Source organism: Halanaerobium salsuginis (assembly GCF_900114545.1).
In the GTDB taxonomy this organism is placed as follows: domain Bacteria; phylum Bacillota; class Halanaerobiia; order Halanaerobiales; family Halanaerobiaceae; genus Halanaerobium; species Halanaerobium salsuginis.
In genome coordinates this window covers 59309-77260 of sequence record NZ_FOTI01000001.1, presented here as the reverse complement: position 1 = coordinate 77260, position 17952 = coordinate 59309, and the positions used below count along the sequence as shown (strand labels likewise).

The window sequence follows — 17952 nt, the reverse complement described above, 5'->3', positions numbered from 1 at the left end:
TGAAAAATATCATGGCCGTAAAAATTCCTCTATTTTAGATTGAATATAAGGAGATGCTTCAATTATTCTTTGGGCTAAAAATGAATTATTTAATACCTGATGCACCTTCTGATAAGGAATCTGAGCCAGAATTAAAATTAAAAGATAAATAATAATTCCTGCTTTAACAACTCCCAATAAAAATCCAGCAGCCCGATCAACTGGCTGTAAAAATATAGCATCAACAATTTTTTTCAAAGTAATTCCCAGCACATGGATAACTATATTTACAACAACAAAGATAATCGCAAAACTAATAAACTGAATTAAAGAAGTCGATAAATCTAAATATGGTTCTAAAAACTGCTGAAAATACTCATACTGCCTAACTGCAACAAATAAAGCAGCCAGCAATCCTAAAATAGTGCTTGTTTGGTCGATAAAGCCTCTTCGAAAACCATTGTAGGCAAAAAAGAGCAGAATAACCAGGATAATAACATCAAGGAAATTAATAATATCCAATTATTCTACCTCCTCAAGTAGTGTATTGAGTTCTTCGTTTTCTTGTCTGAGCTTTTTTAATTCTTGATGCAGGCTTTGATTTGCTTCCCGCAATCTTTCTTTTTCTTTACTTAGTTCTATGCACTGACTGCGCAATTTAAAATATTCATCAGCCAGATTAATCATTGTCAGATTAGAAAGTCTCCGAAAAGGCAGTTTAGGATAAGCATTACGAATCTCTAAACCAGTCTTTTCAACATAATCAGCCAATTTAGCTATATAGTCCTCATCAAAATCTCCAGTTACAGTAAACTGATCACCTAAAATATTCAATTTAAATTTATTTTTATCCTGCTTTTTTGCAATCATTAGCAACATCTCCAGCTATAGTAGTCTAATATAATATATTCATTACAAAAAGGCAAATTCCTGCCTGGAATTCTAATTTCCTCGAATTTCTGCTGAATATTCAGCTGCCAGATGCTCTACTATCTTATTAAAACGCTGATTTACTTCTTGATCAGTTAAAGTACGATCTTCTGCCTGAAATTTAAGTTCAAAAGCTGCACTTTTATAACCTGATTTTATCTGATCTCCCTGATAAATATCAAATAACTGCAGATTTTTAAGCATTTTACCTCCCTGGCTTTTAATTGCCTGATAAATTTTACCTATTGGTAGGTCAGCTGCAATTACAATTGCCAGATCACGTGCTAAGACAGGATATTTAACTAATTTTTGGTAATGATACTTTTCAGCTTTAGTTAGTTTAAATAATAAATCGAGATCAATTTCAAAAACTGCAGTTCCAACTGGTAAATCATTTTCGGCAGCAAGTTCAGGATGAATTTCACCTAAATAACCAAGTGTAGTAGTTCCCGACTTAATTTCTGCTTTTCTACCTGGATGCATAAATTTCTGTTCTTCATCTGCAGCTGGAATAAATTCAACTTCTTTTAGAGCTGTTCTGTTAAACAACATTTCTAAAATACCTTTTAGTTTATAAAAATTAGGTGCTCCCTGCTGCCAATAATTATGTTTATTACCAAAAACAGCAGCTCCAAGTTTATGCAACTCGACAGGACGTTTATTCTGACCTTGATTAAGGAAAACTGTTCCAGTCTCAAAAATTGCCATTTCTTCTATCTGGCGGCGAGAGTTACTAGATAAAACATTAAGCAGACCTGGAAAAAGAGTAGTCCTTAAAATTGCAAAAGCTTCACTTAAAGGATTTTTAATGCTGACAAAATCTTTGTATTCCTGATTTTGGAGTAAAGCTAATTTTTGATAGTCTTTTTTATCCTGCAGACTATAAGTTATTACTTGATCTAGTCCAGCAGACTGCAGTAATTGCTTAACTCGCAATTCAAATTTTTGCTGTGGACTGCGTCTTCCTCTCTGAGTAGCAACAGGTCTGGTAGACGGTATTTTATTATAACCATAAATTCGAGCTACCTCTTCTACTAAATCTGCCGCCTGACTGACATCAGTTCGATAAGAAGGTACAGTTACCAGAAAATCATTTTGTTTAGTTTCAACTGTGAAGCCTAACCTGGTTAAGCCAGCAGCAATTTCTTCACTTTTAAGTTCAATTCCCAATAGCTGATTAACTCGTGCGGTCCTTAACTCAATTACAGGTGCTTCGAAATGAATTGGATATTGATCAATAACTCCTGGTACAACTTCTCCACCAGCGTATTTCTCCAGAAGCTGGCAGGCTCTATTGTTAGCTTCAATAACTTTTTCAATATCTATACCTCTTTCAAAACGATGAGAGGCATCAGAATGCATACCTAGTTTTTTAGCTGTTTTACGAATACTAATTGGATTAAAATAAGCTGATTCTATTAAAACATTAGTTGTCTCAGCTGTCACTTCACTATTTAATCCGCCCATAACTCCAGCAACTGCTATTGCTTTTTCGGGATCAGCAATTACAAGCATATCATCTGTCAGCTGGCGTTCTTGATCATCAAGGGTCTGCATTTTTTCAGCTTGATCTGCTCTTCTAACTATCACTTGACCTGATTCAATTTTATCAAAATCAAAAGTGTGTAATGGCTGATTATATTCCATTAAAACAAAATTACTGATATCAACTACATTATTAATCGGCCTAATTCCTGCTGCCCGGAGACGACGTTGCAGCCAATCTGGTGAATCTTTTATTTCAAGATTTTTAACTAGACGTGCTGTATATCTCGGACAAAGATCTGGATCCTGAATAGTTATTTTAACCTGCTTACTAATTTCTTCTTCAGAGTTTGATTCTGTAAAAGATATTTCTGGTTTAACTAATTCTTTTTCAGGAGCATACAATGATTTAAGTTCTCTTGCAACTCCAATCATCCCTAAACAGCGAGCATAATTAGGCGTTAGATCAAGTTTAAAGATATAGTCATCTAAATTCTTATAGCGCAGGAAACTACCGCCAAGGGGTGCATCTTCACTTAAAATCATTATACCAGCTGCCCTGTCTTCCTGCAGACCCAGTTCATCTGCAGAACAAAGCATTCCCTGAGATAACTCACCTCTTAGTTTTACTTCTTCAATCTGGATTCCTCCTGGTAAACTAGCGCCAACTTTAGCTAGTGGTACCATCTGACCTGCTTTTACATTAGGTGCTCCTGTAACAACAGGAAAAAGATCTTGCTCAGCAGAGGTTCTCACCTGACAGATTACCAATTTATCGGCATCAGGATGAGGATCTATTCTTTCAATTTTAGCAATAATTATATCCTCTAATCCCTCACCAAGATATTCAACTCCTTCTACTTCTAAACCAGCCATTGTCATTTTTTCGGCCAGATCTTGCGGAGTAAAATTAAGCTCAAGATATTTTTTTAACCAATTATAAGATATCTGCAAAATAATCATCCTTTCTTTAATCTTTAATAAACTTTAAAGTAAATCGTTAAAATAAATTTATTAACTAAAATTGATGTAAAAAGCGCTGATCATTCTCATAAAGCACACGAATATCATCAATCCCATATTTTAATAAAGCTAACCGATCAAGCCCAATTCCAAAAGCAAAACCACTATAATAATCTTTGTCATAACCAGACATTTCTAAGACATTAGGATGAACCATTCCAGAACCCATAATTTCTAACCAGCCGGTTCTTGAGCAAAGAGGACATCCCTCACCTCCGCAGACAATACAGGAAACATCAACTTCCGCACTTGGCTCAGTAAAAGGGAAATAGCTAGGTCTAAACCTTACTTCTCTATTTTTACCGAATAAAGCTTCTACAATTAATTCTATTGTCCCTTTTAAATCACTAAAAGAAATATCTCGATCAATTACCAGACCTTCTGCCTGATGAAAAATAGGCGAATGAGAAGCATCTAATTCATCAGAACGATAAACTCGACCTGGGGCAATAATTCTAACAGGAGGTTCCTGAGCTTCCATAGTCCTGACCTGAACGGGAGAAGTATGAGTTCGCAGCAGGTAATTATCATCAATATATAAAGTATCCTGCAGATCACGAGCTGGATGATGTTCTGGAATATTTAACGCTTCAAAATTATAATATTCGCTCTCGATTTCTGGACCTTCAGCTATTTTATAACCCATTCCAATAAATATTTCTTCTAATTCCTGGCGAATTAAACTTAAAGGATGAGTTCTTCCTGTTTTAATCTGAGCTCCTGGCAGAGTTACATCAATTTTTTCAGCTGCAAATCTCTGCTCAGCTGCTTCAGCTGTTAGTTTTTCTTTATGTTCACCTATCCAGTTCTGAATTTTGTTTTTGAGTAAATTGGCTTCTTTACCAACCACTGGTCTTTCTTCAGCAGATATTTTACCCATTTGTGCAAATACTGACTGTACAGCACCTTTTTTACCTAGATATTTAATTCTAAGTTCTTCTAGTTCAGCTAAATCAGCAACTGAGCTTAACTCGGCAGCTGCTTCTTCTTCAATTTTTTTTAGATCTTTCAATAAATCCAAAACTAACACCTCCAAATTAATTTGAATAAATTAACTATCTTTAAAATAGAAAAAATCCCGTCCCTAAGGGACGAGATTACCGTATAACCACCCTGATTATCCCAACTGTAAAACAGTGGAATCACTTTTTTCTTAACGAAAGCTGCTGCTTCCGGAAAAGCCTACTTATTTTCAGCTCTCAGCTCCAGAGTGAACTTCACTAAATTAAATTATTAAACTGGTTTCAGTCTGGCCAGTTATTCCCTGTCATAATTACCTTTAGCTACTTTCTCTTTCTTAGCTTTTCTAAAATATTTTTCTTTTGATTATACCATAAATATCAAACTCTAACAAGCCTCTTTTGAGTAACTAACTTGCTTTTGCTATTTATTTTGCAGTGACCTACTCAAAATCTCAAAAGCAATTACAGAAGCTGCTACAGCAGCATTAAGAGATTCAATTTGACCAGCAAGTGGAATTTTTAGGCGGCTATCTGCAGCTGTAAGTAATTCTGGTGCCAGTCCATTTGCTTCATTACCGATCATTAAAATAAGCTTAGTTTGATATTGATGTTCAAAATGATATTCAGCTGCTGTTAGATCTGCAGCTAATAATTCGTGCTGGCTAGCTGAATTATTTAATTCAGTCAAAAAATTCTGCTGTTTAACCCGCTGTCTAATAGGAATCGAAAAAATTGCTCCCATTGTTGAACGAATAACCTTTTGGTTATAAATATCAACTGATCCTTTGAGAGTAATAATACCTGAGAAGCCTGCTGCAACAGCAGTTCTGATCATTGTCCCCATATTACCAGGATCCTGAATCCTATCCAGCAGTAATATTTTAGCTGCTGACTGATAAAATTTATCTTCAGTTAATACATTTTCTTTGACAGTTGCCAGTATTCCCTGAGGATTAACTGTAGAAGCTAAATCAGCTAATAATTCTGGTGTAATAAGAATTAGCTCAGCACTATTTTTTAAAATATTTAACAGCTGCTCATGAGCAGCTGTCTCAAAAAAAGCAGGAGTGAGAAAGACTTGTTTAAAATCTGCTCCTCCTGCTGCTGCAGCCTCAATAAGTCTCTTTCCTTCCAGAATAAAGAGTCCTTCCTGACGTCTTGTCCGACTTCGATAAAGTTTATTTAAATACTTAACCTTATCATTTTGAGAACTGCTGATAACTTCCATTATTTAATTTCCTAACTGAGCTTTAGCTAAGGTAACTAAATCAGCAAAAGCAGACTGATCATTTACAGCCAGATCAGCTAACATTTTACGATCAATTTCTACCTCTGCCTGTCTTAAACCATTAATAAAACGGCTGTAAGATAAGCCTTCCTGTCTTGCTGCAGCATTAATCCGGGTAATCCACAGTTTGCGGAATTCACGTTTTTTATTTCTCCGATCACGATAAGCATAATGTAAAGATTTCATTACCGCCTGATTAGCAGGGCGATATAACTTACTCCGGGAGCCAAAGTAACCTTTAGCCAGCTTCAATACTTTTTTTCTACGCTTGCGCGCCTTATTTCCTCTTTTTACACGTGGCATCTCAAATGACACTCCTTCCAAAAATTTAAAAGTCTGTTATTTTTTTATCTATTTAATAATTTTTTATATTTTTTTTGATATGATTTACTTAATAATTTAGCTTTTCTTAAATCTCTTTTTCTTTTACCACTTTTTTTAGTTAAAATATGGCTGTGAAAACCTTTGTGATGTTTAAGTTTGCCTTTAGAAGTAGTCTTAACTCTTTTAGCAATTCCTTTATGTGTTTTAAGTTTTGGCATGATTTAACCTCCTACTACTTATAATTGTTTTTGCCAGTTAAATAATGTCTATTTAAAATAATTCAACTGCTGTAATTACTTATCACTTTCCGGAGTTAGAAACATCATCATATTTCTACCTTCCATTTTAGCTTTACTTTCAACCTTACCAATATCTTCAGTACCTTCAATTAAACGGTCCATAAGATCATAACCAAGTTCTTTATGCATCATTTCTCTACCTCTAAAGCGAATCCTAACTTTTACTTTATCTTTATTGTTGAGAAACCTCCGTGCCTGTTTTAGTTTTACATTAAAATCATGATCTTCAATTTTAACGCCCATTTGAACCTCTTTTACATTCATAACATTCTGGTTCTTTTTGGCTTCTTTTTCTTTCTTGGCCTGTTCATACTTATATTTTCCGTAATCCATAATTCTGCATACAGGTGGATTAGCCTGGGGAGCAACCTCTACTAAGTCCATTCCCTGCTCAACAGCCCTATCTAAAGCTTCATTCAGCGACCTAATACCAATTTGCTCTCCATCTTGATCGATCAGACGAACCTCTCTTGCTCTAATCCGATCATTAGTTCTTAACTCATTAACGATATTTATGCACCTCCTGAGTGATATAGAAAAAACAAAAAACGGATGGTAGAAACCACCCGTTTGAAATCAAATTAATCAGTACAACAGCCTATCTATTCAATAGACATAAATAGATAGCGATTAAATTCTGCCAACTAAGCAACAGCAGAATAAACTGATATTAACCAGTCTTAACTGGTGAGAAACAGGTGTCTCTACTTTCTTTTTCTAAATAAGTATAGCATATGTCAGACTAGCTGTCAATAATTTTTTCAGAATGATTTTAATTAGCTCAAAGTATCTTCTACTGTAAATTCTTTATTAGCGATTTCATCAATAATTTTATTTTTAAATTCAGCGACTGTACTTGTCCCAAGATCGCCTTCCCTTCTCTCTCTAACTGAAACAGTATTGTCCTCTTCTTCTCGACTGCCAACAATCAACATATATGGAACTTGTTTAACTTGAGCATCTCTAATTTTATAGCCTACTTTTTCAGGCCGGGCATCTACCTCTACTCTCAATTTAGCTTCACTGAGAGCTGCTTTGACTTTAAAAGCATAGTCAAGCTGATCATCAGAAACAGGAATAACTTCAACTTGAACAGGAGCCAGCCAGGTTGGAAAAGCACCAGCAAAATGCTCAATTAAAATCCCCATAAATCTTTCCAGACTACCATAGATAGCCCGGTGAATCATTACTGGACGGTGTTCTTCGCCATCTTGACCAATGTATGTCATTTCAAATCTTTCCGGCATCTGGAAATCAAGCTGAATTGTTCCACACTGCCAGGTCCGACCAAGACAATCTTCGAGGTGAAAATCAATTTTAGGACCATAAAAAGCACCATCACCTTCATTAATCTCATATTCAAGTCCATTTTTATCGATTGCATTTTTAAGAGCAGCAGTGGCTTGATCCCAGAGCTCATCAGATCCCATTGCTTTTTCTGGTTTTGTACTTAGTTCAACTTTATATTTAAAACCAAAAGTACTATAAATCGTATCAACTAAGTCCATTACTCCAATTAATTCTTCCTCAATTTGTTCGGGCAGGCAATATATATGAGCATCATCTTGGGTAAAACTCCTGACCCTCATTAAGCCATGCAGAACTCCTGACATTTCATGTCGATGAACTAGACCCATTTCGGCCATTCTAATTGGCATTTCACGATAACTATGCATAGAATTTTTATAAACTAAAATACCACCAGGACAGTTCATTGGTTTAACCGCATGTGCTTCATCATCAATAGTAGTAAAGTACATGTTATCCTTATAATGATCCCAGTGACCAGAGCGGTGCCAGAGCGATTCATCTAAAATAATTGGTGTTTTAATTTCTTGATAACCAGCTTTACGATGTTCTTCCTGCCAGAAATTAACCAGTTCATTTCTAATAGCCATTCCTTTAGGATGGAAGAAAGGAAAGCCCTTACCTTCATCTTGTAAACTAAATAAATCTAGCTCTTTACCAATTTTACGATGATCTCTTTTCTTAGCCTCTTCAATTCTGGCCAAATATTTATCTAGCTCTTTTTGAGAGGCAAAAGCTGTACCATAAATTCTCTGCAGCATTTCATTATTTTCGTCTCCCCGCCAATAAGCGCCAGCTACATTAAGCAGTTTAAAAGCTTTAATATAACCAGTTGAAGGCAGATGTGGGCCCCGACAAAGATCTACAAAATCATCTTGAAAATAAAGACTAATCATTTCATCATCAAGTTCAGAAATTAATTCTAATTTATATTTTTCATTTCTCTGCTTCATTAATTCAACTGCTTCAGCTCGTGGTAATTCTCTACGTCTAATTTCAAGATCTGCTTTAATAATTTTATCCATTTCAGCTTCAATCTCAACCAGAGAATCTTCATTGATTGTCTCAGCTAAATCAAAGTCATAATAAAAACCATCATCTATTGCTGGACCAATTGCAACCTGTACATCATCATAGACTCTTTTAACAGCTTGCGCCATTACATGAGAAGTAGTATGACGAATTATTTCCAGAGCTTCATCACTATCAATTGTAATGATCGCCAGTTCAATATTTTTTTCAATTGGATAATAAACATCAACCTGTTTGCCATCAACTACACCTGCAATAGCATCTCTTCCCAACCCTTTACCGATTGAATAAGCAACTTCTTCGATTGTAGTACCAGCCTCATATTCCTTAACTGAACCATCAGGCAGAGTAACTTTTACTTTTTCCATTGTATTTCCCTCCTATTAAGATTATGCTAAATTATTTAAATTAATTAAACTTTTAAGTACACAAACTATAAAAAATCAAAAAATCCCTCATCTCAAAATATAGAGACGAAGGATATCGTGGTTCCACTCTAGTTAATAATAAAATTAAAATAATTACTACAGAAAATTTAATTAAATTTCAACTCTATTATTCACTTAATGATAAGGTAACGGTTTATCCGGGCAGAAATACTTGGTTCCTTCTGCCTGCTCAGGAGTGGTTTTCAATTCAGTGATTGGTTATGTGCTTTCAGCCGCCGGCACAGTTCTCTGTTAACTATCTACTAAATTTACTCTTCTCCCTCAATGCATTTAATTATTATTTTTTATAATTATAGTCTTATTCAGCTTAAATGTCAAATATTTTTTAGTTTAATTTTTAATATAAAAAAACCACACTAAAAATGTGGAAAGTGGTGCCGGGGGTCGGGCTCGAACCGACACGGGAATAAATTCCCACCGGATTTTAAGTCCGATGCGTCTGCCAATTCCGCCACCCCGGCCTGGTATAAAATAAAGTTTTTGTTGCGACATTTTGTATTATATCAATCGTCCAATACTTTGTCAAGCACAAATTTATCGCCAAAAGCTTGTTGAAATGGTAGACCATCAGGGACTCGAACCCTGAACCCCCTGATTAAGAGTCAGGTGCTCTAGCCAATTGAGCTAATGGTCTACGATAACAATATTTTTCTGCAAACAGCAAAAAAACAAAGCATAAATAAAAGCTCAGTTTGTTGAGCCATAAATAAATATATCATAAAAAATAGTAAATGGCAAGCAAAAATTAAAATATATTTTTATAGTCTAGATATCTTCTTGTCTGGCCTGAGCAATTAATTTTTTTACTTTTTCTTTAATTACATCCCTTGTTTCTCTAAATACTTCAATTGGCTTACCAGCTGGATCATCTAAGCCCCAATCTTCTCTTATTTTACAAGGAATATAAGGACATTCTACTCCACAACCCATAGTAATTAAAATATCAAGTTCATCTGGTATATCAGCCAATAATTTTGGATATTGATTATTAATATTAATATTCACTTCTGCCATTGCTTTAATAGCATTTTCTTTTACCTGATCTGCTGGGTCTGTACCTGCACTGTAAACTTCTAAAACATCACTACCATAATGCCTAGCAAAGCCTTCTGCCATTTGACTACGACAAGAATTACCAATACAAACAAAAGCTACTTTATATTTCATTATTTATCACTCCTCTTATCTGATCCTTTAAAATATTTATTGAGTATAAGCTAAAACATTATTTTCTATATTTTATCTAAAATAGAAGTATCATTACTTAAATTAACACAAGTTAAGTTACTTTTATTATATTTTTGTAAACGAAGTTCATCTAATTGACAAATTTCTAAATTAAGAGTTTCTTCAGTAAATAAATTATTAAGAAACGTATGCTCTGCTATTAATTTATTGTTTAAATAATAATATACCCAATGTGCTGCCTGGTTACTATAAATAAGCCCAGCCTGCTTTAGCTTATTAAGATGGCGAGAAGCATTTGACTGATTTATCTGCATAATATTCTCTATTTCACAGACACAAAGCTGCTGTTTCTGTAATAAGTTTAAAATCCTAATTCTATTTTGATGAGATAATGCTTTTAAAACTTTCATTAGATCCATTATTTTCATCCTTATATTATTATATTCGATTATAATCATATAATAGCTTTAAAAGTTAGTCCAGTCAAGCCTTAAATTAGTCTTTAACATTAATTTAACAATCTACTAAGTTAAAACTTATATCAATACAGAACTAAAAATCTCTAAAAATAATTACCCCAAAATACAAAAAACAGCCCAAATGGCTGTTAGATCACGAAGTATTATGGAGGCGGCAATCGGATTTGAACCGATGAATAAAGGATTTGCAGTCCTCTGCCTTACCACTTGGCTATGCCGCCCAGGCTGCAAATAAAAAAATGGAGCGGGAAACGAGATTTGAACTCGCGACCCTCACGTTGGCAACGTGATGCTCTACCACTGAGCTATTCCCGCAAAAAATGGTGGTGGGAGACAGAATCGAACTGTCGACACGAGGATTTTCAATCCTCTGCTCTACCGACTGAGCTATCCCACCATAATGGCGGAGGAGACGAGATTTGAACTCGCGATCTCCGGCTTGACAGGCCGGCGCGTTAAACCGCTACGCTACACCTCCACTTTCCTGGGAAGTTACTAATACTTCCATATGTAACTGTAACTGACTTAAATAAAATGGTGGGCGAAACAGGGCTCGAACCTGTGACCCCCTGCTTGTAAGGCAGGTGCTCTCCCAACTGAGCTATTCGCCCTCTGCAGTAAATTAAATTTATAATTACCGCGTCAGCAATAACTAGTATATATAAAATGCTGCTTGAAGTCAAAAACAAATATTAGTTGATATCAGTTATTAAGCTAATTTAAATTCTTAATCCTCACAAATACTTCTAAAATCAACTGCAGTTATTTTTTTCTTAACAAGCTTTATTCGCCAGCTTATTCAATATATTCAAGCTTTAAATCACTATTTTTATGAATATAGTTAAAAATTTCGGCTGCCAGAACTGGATCAATGTCAGTCTCAACAGAATTATAACTATTAACTATAGTATTATAAAGATCTTTAACGTTAAATAAGACACTATTAGATCTTAACTTTGCTAGCACGGCATTAATTACCTTTTTCTGCCTTGCTAAACGATCTGACTTACTACCTCCCTTCCAGCGGGTAAAGTTTAAAGCTTCCTTGCCTGATAACATATTAGAACCAGCTTTTAAATTAAGTCCTAGCGCTGATATTTTCAAAGGCTCAGCTAATTTTAACTCTATTCCACCAAGTTCATCTATTACTTTTTCAAATCCCTGGTAATTTACATAAACATAATTATTTAATTCAGATTCAAAATTATTTCTAACCACTTCTTTAAGCTCAGATTCTGGATAATCTTTTAAAGCTCTTTTTTGATAGATTAAATCTTGATCAATATTTTTTAAAAATATTTTATGCTCATTAGGTCGCAAGTAAGCAAGCATAATCGAATCAGCCTCTACAGTGCCTAGCGAAACACTTGCTTCATCATCAAACCCAACAAATAGAATATTTAAATTTTGTTCAAATTCTGCTTCATTTAAACCAATTATACTCATTAAACGATCAAATAATGATTGTTTAACTTCAGTTTTATTATTTTCAACAAGATCAGAATTATTTACTGATTTTTCACTTTGATTATCTGTTTCCTGATCAGATTGATTCGAAGAATGCTGAATTTCATAATCTTTATTCTGTAAATCTTCTTTTAATTTAACTTTTTCTGGATTTAGAATTTCACTCTCTAAGCTTCCAGCTTCATTCTGCTCAATTATTTCAGCCAGTTTTTCTTTTTTAACATCTTTTGCTGCTGATGTAATATCTTTACTATTTTCAGATTCTATTTCATTGGTACTTGTATCTGTTTTAATTACGTCATTAGCTGAATTTTTATTTAGATTTAAATCAGATTGAGATTGAACTGCAGAATTATCATTTAAAATTGACTCACCGCTATCTGCTCCAGACTGCTCACTTTGATTTTCAGTTTCTTGATCTCCCTGCTGAATTATTTCACTTTGCTCAACTGAATTTTTATTAACTCTGCCAAAATCATGTTCCAGATAAAAACCGGCAATACCAATAAAAATTAAAAGCAGGACAATTAAAATAGCCCCAATCCATTTATAACCTTTTTTAGAATCATTAGTATTTTCTTCTGACACTGTATTTGCCTCCCCTATTTCCCTCTCTAAATTTATATTCTTGATTATAATTGCAATTCCTGCAAAAGAAAGAGTAATTTAGAGGATAAGCAATTAAAATAAATTTAATTCTTTTTCTTATTTTTTGATTTAAAAAGATAATTAAAGAAAAATATTGACAAAATTATTTTTTATGGTATAATTTATAATTGTGATGCCGAGGTGGCGGAACTGGCAGACGCGTTAGCTTGAGGGGCTAGTGGTCGCTTAGACCGTGCGGGTTCGAATCCCGCCCTCGGCACCATTTAAATTTAATAAGATAATTTACCCCCAAGTTTACCCTGGTAATTCAGGTTTCTTGGGGGTTTTTAAGTTTAAAAAAGATACTGCTTCAAAAAAATATTCTAATTCCACCCTGACCAAGATGGCTAACCAAAACACTGCTAATTAGCTTAACCAAAAACACTTGACCACCTGATGCCTCAATTTCTTGCTTTAAATCCTCAGCCTTTTCTCTATCATTTGCATGAGTAATAGCAATTAGCTATTTATCTAAATTATAACTTCTTTTCTTTAAATAGTTCGGTCATTATATTAATAGCCTTTTTAGAACCCGGTATTTTCTCGATAACTTCAATCTTTCCTGCTTCTACATCTAAAACTGGCTTTATCTGTAAAACATTACCTAACAGATATTTAGTCTTACTAATTCGACCTCCCTTTTGCAGAGCCTTCAAATTATCCAGCATAAATAGATGGTCAACCAGTTTGATAAGCACCTGACATTTGCGAAGAAAAACTAAGATAAAGACAGGCTTCACCTTTAGCAGCACTTGTAATAAAACTATTTATAAATTCTTCTGGACTAATCAGCTACAAGACTATCTGGTAAGTCACAGGCACTATCAACAAGAATTTGTGCAGCCATTGTCCAATCCCTTTTTTTGGCAAATTACTAATATATTTTCTTTTAATTATCTGATTATTCTACATTATGATTTAGTAAAACTAAATGTAAATGGTCTTGCCAACTGCCATTAATCTTTAAATAGTTTTTAGCCAACCCCTCACAATAAAAACCTAATTTTTCTACAACTCGCAGAGATGCTTTATTCTCAGGCATAATATTAGCCTCTATTCTATGCAACCTTAAATCAGAAAAAGCATAATTTATAGCTGTTTTCAAAGCTTCAGTCATATAACCCTGCTTAACTTCTGATTGAGACAGCTGGTAACCTAAAAAACAGGAATGAAAACAGCCGCGCACAATATTACTAAATGAAATGCTCCCAATAACTTTTGCTGGATCTGCCTTTTTAAAAATCCAGACTCTATATAACTGACCTCTTCTAATAGAAGTTAAATCAGCGGCCAGCTGATTCTGCTGTTCAGTAATAGTATAAAAAGAAGCTTCTCTTTCTGCTGACCATTTTTTTAGAAATAATTTATTTCTCTGGTAATAATCTAGAACTAAGTCCGCTTGAGCAGGTTTAAGCACTCGCAGCTCCAATCTAGGAGAAGATAATTTATTACGATATAATGGTTCCATAATCATTTTCCTCTCTGAAATAATTTATTAAATAAAATAAAAAGCCGGCGGTAAGCTGCCGGCTTCAGTTATCTATTAAACTAATTAATTTTAGCAGCTGGTTCATATTCTTGATCAAAAGTTTCTACTGTCACAGTTTCCATAATTTGATCTATTTTAGGCATATCTCTATGGTCAGTTTCTACAGCAGCAATTTGATCTACAACTTCCAGCCCAGAAATAACCTGACCAAAAGCAGCATACTGGCCATCAAGATGTGGTGCATCTTGATGCATTATAAAAAACTGAGAACCAGCTGAATCTGGCTGTGCACTTCTAGCCATTGATATTATTCCTCTTTGATGAGCGAGATCGTTATCATATCCATTACTGCTAAATTCACCCTTAATTGCATAACCTGGATTACCCATCCCAGTACCATCTGGGCAACCTCCCTGAACCATAAAGCCAGGAATAACCCGATGAAATTTAAGCCCATCATAATAACCGGCTTCTGCTAACTCAATAAAATTACGGACTGTATTCTCTGCCTTTTCTGGCAATAATTCAATTTTAATTTCTTCACCAGTAGTCATTGTAATTGTTACTTCTGGATTTTTACTCATTAAAACACCTCTCCTTAAATAATTAGATTTTCACTTCCTTAATTATATTAAATTAAAGCTAAAAATACAAATTTAAGGCCCTTTATTTCTTTAGGATTAAACTAATCAACTTAATTTAAGATAAATTAAACTAATCAAACTTAACTACAGCTAATTAGTTCAAGTAATTGACAGCTAAAAGCAATTGATTATATAATTAATTAAAATTAATTTAGGCTTCAAAAAGAAGGGAGAAGGATTAAATGAAAAAAAGTTTAACTAGCACTAGCTTAGCTATTTTTATTACAGGGTGTTTATTAATTATTTTAATCTTAAGTGGGGTGGGAAAAGCTGCTGATTATGAAATTGCAATCTCACAATTTGTAGAGCATCCTTCACTTGATAAAGCACGGCAAGGCTTTATTGATCAGTTAGCTCAACTAGGTTATAAAAAGGGAGAAAATTTAACAATCGACTTTCAGAATGCACAGGCAGATTTTGCTACAGCTCAAACTATTGCTCAAAAAATAAAGCAAAGTCAACCTGATTTAGTTCTTGCCATTGCAACTCCATCTGCTCAAACTGCTGCTAATATAATTAAAAATACGCCAATCTTAATTACAGCTGTAACAGATCCAGTTGCCGCTGGTTTAGCAGCCAGTCTGGAAGAACCAGGCCGCAATGTTTCAGGAACAACTGATATGAATCCAGTTGCTAAACAATTAGAGTTAATCAAAGAAATCTTACCAGATATAAAAAATCTAGGAGTATTGTATAATTCAGGTGAAGTAAATTCAGTAGTTCAGATTGATTTAGTCAAAGCAAAAACTAAAAAAATGGGAATTAATCTAGTAGAAGCTACTGTTAGCAACAGCAGCGAGGTAAGCTTAGCAGCGGCTTCTCTAGTAGACAAAGTTGCTGCAATTTATGTCCCAACAGATAATATTATTGTCTCAGCTATGCCAACAGTTTTGCAAATTGCATCTGCTAAAAAAATACCGGTTTTTTCCTCTGAGAATAACTCAGTGGAACAGGGGGCAATAGCTACTCTGGGCATAGATTATTATCAATTAGGTCGTCAAACAGCTCGTATGGCAGTTGAAGTACTCAAAGGAAAAGATCCATCTGGAATGGCTATTCAATCCTCCCAGGATCTTAAACTATATCTCAATCAAAAAACTGCTGAAAAAATTGGTTTAGCAATACCAGCCAATATCCTAAACGAAGCTGACCAAATCTTTAATTAAAAATAATTTAACAATTAAATAACCAGTGGAAGAAAAATAAAAAAAGCCAGGCTACTGCCTGGCTTAATTCCTTTAGTGGTGGTGGGAGACAGAATCGAACTGTCGACACGAGGATTTTCAATCCTCTGCTCTACCGACTGAGCTATCCCACCTAATATGTAAATTAAAAATGGTTGCGGGGACCGGATTCGAACCGATGACCTCCAGGTTATGAGCCTGACGAGCTACCGGACTGCTCTACCCCGCGTTAAAATGGTGAGCCATGGAGGATTCGAACCTCCGACAACCTGATTAAAAGTCAGGTGCTCTACCACCTGAGCTAATGGCCCATTTCCTTGCGACGTTTTCTATAATATCAACAATTCAACACTTTGTCAAGGAAAATAATAAAAAAAGAGTAGATTTCTCAATCTACTCTTAATTAAATCATATTTATTAACTAAATTAATTCTTTCTACTAAAATAACTAGTCTATTCAATTTTTTTACAGACTAATTTAAAATAAATATGTTTAAAACTATGGTAAAAAATTCATGGGATTAAGTGGTTTTTCATTTTTTAACACACCAAAATGAAGATGTGGGCCAGTACTTAAACCAGTACTACCAGAAAGAGCCACTTTTTGACCACGCTGTACTGTAACTCCTTTTTTAACCAGTACACGAGAATTATGTCCATAAAGAGTTTCGATACCCTGGCCATGATCAATAATTACAGTATAACCAAAGCCATTCATCCAGCCACTATAGGTAACTTTACCAGCCGCTGCTGCTGTAACAGATGTACCCTTAGGGACAGCAATATCAATACCATTATGAAAAAGTCTTTTATTTTTTATTGGATGCTTTCTCCAACCAAAAGGTGAAGTTATTCTTCCACGTACAGGCCAACTTAAAGAATTTTTTTGCAGACTAAATGGTCCTCTGCTGTAATTTGTAATAATTAATTTATCACCAGCAAATATTTTATCACCCTGAATATTATTATTTCTTCTAATTGTATCAACATCAGTTCCATACATTCTGGCAATAGTACTCAAAGCATCGCCTCTACGCACCTGATAAACTACTTTTTCTTTTTTATCACTGGCTTTATTACTCTGCTTGCTGCCAGAAGCAGAATTTTTACTGCTAACTGCTTTTTCTTTGAAATTAGTAATTGGCAGCACAATTTCCTGACCAGCTTTAATAAAATCAGAACTCATCTGATTTGCATTCATAATTTCTTCAACCGGTAAATTTCTTTTAGCAGCTATTCCAGAAAGAGTATCTCCAATTTTAACTTTATAATAAATCTTCTCTACTTTAGTAACTTCTGGAGAAGAAGTTTTAACATTTTGAGCAGATTCTTGCCGGGGAATTTTGAGATCCTGACCAACTCTAATTCTGCTTGATCCTAAATGATTAAAGTTTTTAATTGCCCTGACACTTATGCCTCTGCTTTTCGCAATTCCTGACAGAGTATCTCCTTTATCAACTATGTATAATTCATAAGACACTTTTTCAGAAATCAATTTTTTCATTAGTTGAAAAGTAGTTTCTCCAACAATGCCATCAACTTTCAGCTTATTTTGCTGTTGAAAATCTTTAATCATATCTTCAGTTTCTTTGCCAAAAATTCCGTCTGCTGAAACACGATAACCCAGACCAGCCAGATATTTCTGGACTTCAATAACATTGTGACCCCGATCATGTAACTTAACCTGAAAAGCTAGAGCACTTGGAGTAAGCATTGTCAAAAGAAGTGTAATTACAAGAATAAATATTCCCAGGTGGTGCTTTTTCTCCATATC

Annotated in this window: 17 protein-coding genes, 11 tRNA genes and 2 other annotated features; of the genes, 2 read left to right on the top strand and 26 right to left on the bottom strand. The window is 34.5% G+C overall.

Going from position 1 to position 17952, the window contains the following annotated elements:
• Positions 1-9 precede the first annotated feature (9 nt).
• The 19 genes from BMZ74_RS00415 to BMZ74_RS00325 form a co-directional block, all read right to left on the bottom strand.
• Positions 10-501: a CvpA family protein gene (locus tag BMZ74_RS00415; protein ID WP_089857948.1), complete on the bottom strand. Its 492-nt coding sequence runs from the start codon at positions 499-501 to the stop codon at positions 10-12.
• Positions 502-849 (bottom strand): cell division protein ZapA, encoded by a 348-nt coding sequence (locus BMZ74_RS00410; protein WP_245750769.1) that lies wholly within the window; start codon positions 847-849, stop codon positions 502-504.
• Between the two features lie 72 nt (positions 850-921).
• Positions 922-3357: a phenylalanine--tRNA ligase subunit beta gene (pheT, locus tag BMZ74_RS00405; RefSeq protein ID WP_245750768.1), complete on the bottom strand. Its 2436-nt coding sequence runs from the start codon at positions 3355-3357 to the stop codon at positions 922-924.
• Positions 3358-3412: 55 nt separating this feature from the next.
• On the bottom strand, positions 3413-4438 hold the full coding sequence (gene pheS / locus BMZ74_RS00400) for a phenylalanine--tRNA ligase subunit alpha (protein WP_089857938.1): 1026 nt from the start codon (positions 4436-4438) through the stop codon (positions 3413-3415).
• Between the two features lie 63 nt (positions 4439-4501).
• Positions 4502-4725: a binding site (T-box leader), on the bottom strand.
• Positions 4726-4800: 75 nt separating this feature from the next.
• Positions 4801-5607, bottom strand: coding sequence for a TrmH family RNA methyltransferase (locus tag BMZ74_RS00395; RefSeq protein WP_089857935.1), 807 nt, complete (start codon positions 5605-5607; stop codon positions 4801-4803).
• A gap of 3 nt (positions 5608-5610) precedes the next feature.
• Positions 5611-5970 carry a 50S ribosomal protein L20 gene (gene rplT / locus BMZ74_RS00390; RefSeq protein ID WP_089857932.1) on the bottom strand — a complete coding sequence of 120 codons (360 nt, stop codon included), beginning with the start codon at positions 5968-5970 and terminating at the stop codon, positions 5611-5613.
• A gap of 44 nt (positions 5971-6014) precedes the next feature.
• Positions 6015-6209: a 50S ribosomal protein L35 gene (gene rpmI, locus BMZ74_RS00385; RefSeq protein WP_089857929.1), complete on the bottom strand. Its 195-nt coding sequence runs from the start codon at positions 6207-6209 to the stop codon at positions 6015-6017.
• Positions 6210-6284: 75 nt separating this feature from the next.
• Entirely contained in the window at positions 6285-6746 is a 462-nt protein-coding gene (infC, locus tag BMZ74_RS00380) for a translation initiation factor IF-3 (protein WP_425432336.1), read from the bottom strand.
• 320 nt (positions 6747-7066) lie between these two features.
• Entirely contained in the window at positions 7067-8998 is a 1932-nt protein-coding gene (thrS, locus tag BMZ74_RS00375) for a threonine--tRNA ligase (protein ID WP_089857923.1), read from the bottom strand.
• Positions 8999-9096: 98 nt separating this feature from the next.
• Positions 9097-9353: a binding site (T-box leader), on the bottom strand.
• 98 nt (positions 9354-9451) lie between these two features.
• Positions 9452-9540 (bottom strand) — tRNA-Leu (locus BMZ74_RS00370).
• A gap of 96 nt (positions 9541-9636) precedes the next feature.
• Positions 9637-9713: transfer RNA gene (locus tag BMZ74_RS00365), tRNA-Lys, on the bottom strand.
• 131 nt (positions 9714-9844) lie between these two features.
• Complete coding sequence (locus tag BMZ74_RS00360; RefSeq protein WP_089857920.1) at positions 9845-10246, bottom strand: arsenate reductase ArsC; 402 nt, start codon at positions 10244-10246, stop codon at positions 9845-9847.
• Between the two features lie 65 nt (positions 10247-10311).
• A complete protein-coding gene (locus BMZ74_RS00355; protein ID WP_089857917.1) occupies positions 10312-10686 on the bottom strand; it encodes an ArsR/SmtB family transcription factor in 375 nt (124 codons plus the stop codon).
• Positions 10687-10892: 206 nt separating this feature from the next.
• A tRNA-Cys gene (locus BMZ74_RS00350) sits at positions 10893-10967 on the bottom strand.
• Between the two features lie 19 nt (positions 10968-10986).
• Positions 10987-11061 (bottom strand) — tRNA-Gly (locus BMZ74_RS00345).
• Positions 11062-11067: 6 nt separating this feature from the next.
• A tRNA-Phe gene (locus BMZ74_RS00340) sits at positions 11068-11143 on the bottom strand.
• A 4-nt stretch (positions 11144-11147) separates the two neighbouring features.
• Positions 11148-11224: transfer RNA gene (locus BMZ74_RS00335), tRNA-Asp, on the bottom strand.
• Positions 11225-11281: 57 nt separating this feature from the next.
• Positions 11282-11357: transfer RNA gene (locus BMZ74_RS00330), tRNA-Val, on the bottom strand.
• 184 nt (positions 11358-11541) lie between these two features.
• A complete protein-coding gene (locus BMZ74_RS00325) occupies positions 11542-12801 on the bottom strand; it encodes an LCP family protein (protein WP_089857914.1) in 1260 nt (419 codons plus the stop codon).
• Positions 12802-12996: 195 nt separating this feature from the next.
• On the opposite strand from BMZ74_RS00325, the gene BMZ74_RS00320 reads away from it, so the two are divergent.
• Positions 12997-13084: transfer RNA gene (locus BMZ74_RS00320), tRNA-Leu, on the top strand.
• A 253-nt stretch (positions 13085-13337) separates the two neighbouring features.
• On the opposite strand, the gene BMZ74_RS00315 is transcribed toward BMZ74_RS00320, so the two are convergent.
• The 3 genes from BMZ74_RS00315 to BMZ74_RS00305 all read right to left on the bottom strand — a co-directional run bounded on the left by BMZ74_RS00315 (position 13338) and on the right by BMZ74_RS00305 (position 14934).
• Positions 13338-13601 (bottom strand): DegV family protein, encoded by a 264-nt coding sequence (locus tag BMZ74_RS00315; protein ID WP_089857911.1) that lies wholly within the window; start codon positions 13599-13601, stop codon positions 13338-13340.
• A 161-nt stretch (positions 13602-13762) separates the two neighbouring features.
• On the bottom strand, positions 13763-14329 hold the full coding sequence (locus BMZ74_RS00310) for a GNAT family N-acetyltransferase (RefSeq protein WP_089857908.1): 567 nt from the start codon (positions 14327-14329) through the stop codon (positions 13763-13765).
• 80 nt (positions 14330-14409) lie between these two features.
• Positions 14410-14934 carry a peptidylprolyl isomerase gene (locus tag BMZ74_RS00305; protein ID WP_089857905.1) on the bottom strand — a complete coding sequence of 175 codons (525 nt, stop codon included), beginning with the start codon at positions 14932-14934 and terminating at the stop codon, positions 14410-14412.
• 242 nt (positions 14935-15176) lie between these two features.
• On the opposite strand from BMZ74_RS00305, the gene BMZ74_RS00300 reads away from it, so the two are divergent.
• On the top strand, positions 15177-16160 hold the full coding sequence (locus tag BMZ74_RS00300) for an ABC transporter substrate-binding protein (protein WP_089857902.1): 984 nt from the start codon (positions 15177-15179) through the stop codon (positions 16158-16160).
• 76 nt (positions 16161-16236) lie between these two features.
• Here BMZ74_RS00300 and BMZ74_RS00295 read toward each other — a convergent pair.
• From BMZ74_RS00295 to BMZ74_RS00280, 4 genes are all read right to left on the bottom strand, one after another.
• A tRNA-Phe gene (locus tag BMZ74_RS00295) sits at positions 16237-16312 on the bottom strand.
• 18 nt (positions 16313-16330) lie between these two features.
• Positions 16331-16407, bottom strand: a tRNA-Met gene (locus BMZ74_RS00290).
• Between the two features lie 6 nt (positions 16408-16413).
• Positions 16414-16489: transfer RNA gene (locus BMZ74_RS00285), tRNA-Lys, on the bottom strand.
• Positions 16490-16677: 188 nt separating this feature from the next.
• On the bottom strand, positions 16678-17949 hold the full coding sequence (locus tag BMZ74_RS00280) for a LysM peptidoglycan-binding domain-containing protein (protein ID WP_089857898.1): 1272 nt from the start codon (positions 17947-17949) through the stop codon (positions 16678-16680).
• Between the last annotated feature and the right edge of the window lie 3 nt (positions 17950-17952).

Excerpts from the sequence above, each read along its gene's own strand:
- BMZ74_RS00280 (WP_089857898.1), bottom strand. The coding sequence starts at position 17,949 with ATGGAGAAAAAGCACCACCTGGGAATATTTATTCTTGTAATTACACTT.
- BMZ74_RS00305 (WP_089857905.1), bottom strand. The coding sequence starts at position 14,934 with ATGAGTAAAAATCCAGAAGTAACAATTACAATGACTACTGGTGAAGAA.
- BMZ74_RS00310 (WP_089857908.1), bottom strand. The coding sequence starts at position 14,329 with ATGGAACCATTATATCGTAATAAATTATCTTCTCCTAGATTGGAGCTG.
- rplT (WP_089857932.1), bottom strand. The coding sequence starts at position 5,970 with ATGCCACGTGTAAAAAGAGGAAATAAGGCGCGCAAGCGTAGAAAAAAA.
- BMZ74_RS00300 (WP_089857902.1), top strand. The coding sequence starts at position 15,177 with ATGAAAAAAAGTTTAACTAGCACTAGCTTAGCTATTTTTATTACAGGG.
- BMZ74_RS00395 (WP_089857935.1), bottom strand. The coding sequence starts at position 5,607 with ATGGAAGTTATCAGCAGTTCTCAAAATGATAAGGTTAAGTATTTAAAT.
- BMZ74_RS00410 (WP_245750769.1), bottom strand. The coding sequence starts at position 849 with ATGATTGCAAAAAAGCAGGATAAAAATAAATTTAAATTGAATATTTTA.
- thrS (WP_089857923.1), bottom strand. The coding sequence starts at position 8,998 with ATGGAAAAAGTAAAAGTTACTCTGCCTGATGGTTCAGTTAAGGAATAT.
- BMZ74_RS00360 (WP_089857920.1), bottom strand. The coding sequence starts at position 10,246 with ATGAAATATAAAGTAGCTTTTGTTTGTATTGGTAATTCTTGTCGTAGT.
- pheT (WP_245750768.1), bottom strand. The coding sequence starts at position 3,357 with ATGATTATTTTGCAGATATCTTATAATTGGTTAAAAAAATATCTTGAG.
- rpmI (WP_089857929.1), bottom strand. The coding sequence starts at position 6,209 with ATGCCAAAACTTAAAACACATAAAGGAATTGCTAAAAGAGTTAAGACT.
- BMZ74_RS00355 (WP_089857917.1), bottom strand. The coding sequence starts at position 10,686 with ATGGATCTAATGAAAGTTTTAAAAGCATTATCTCATCAAAATAGAATT.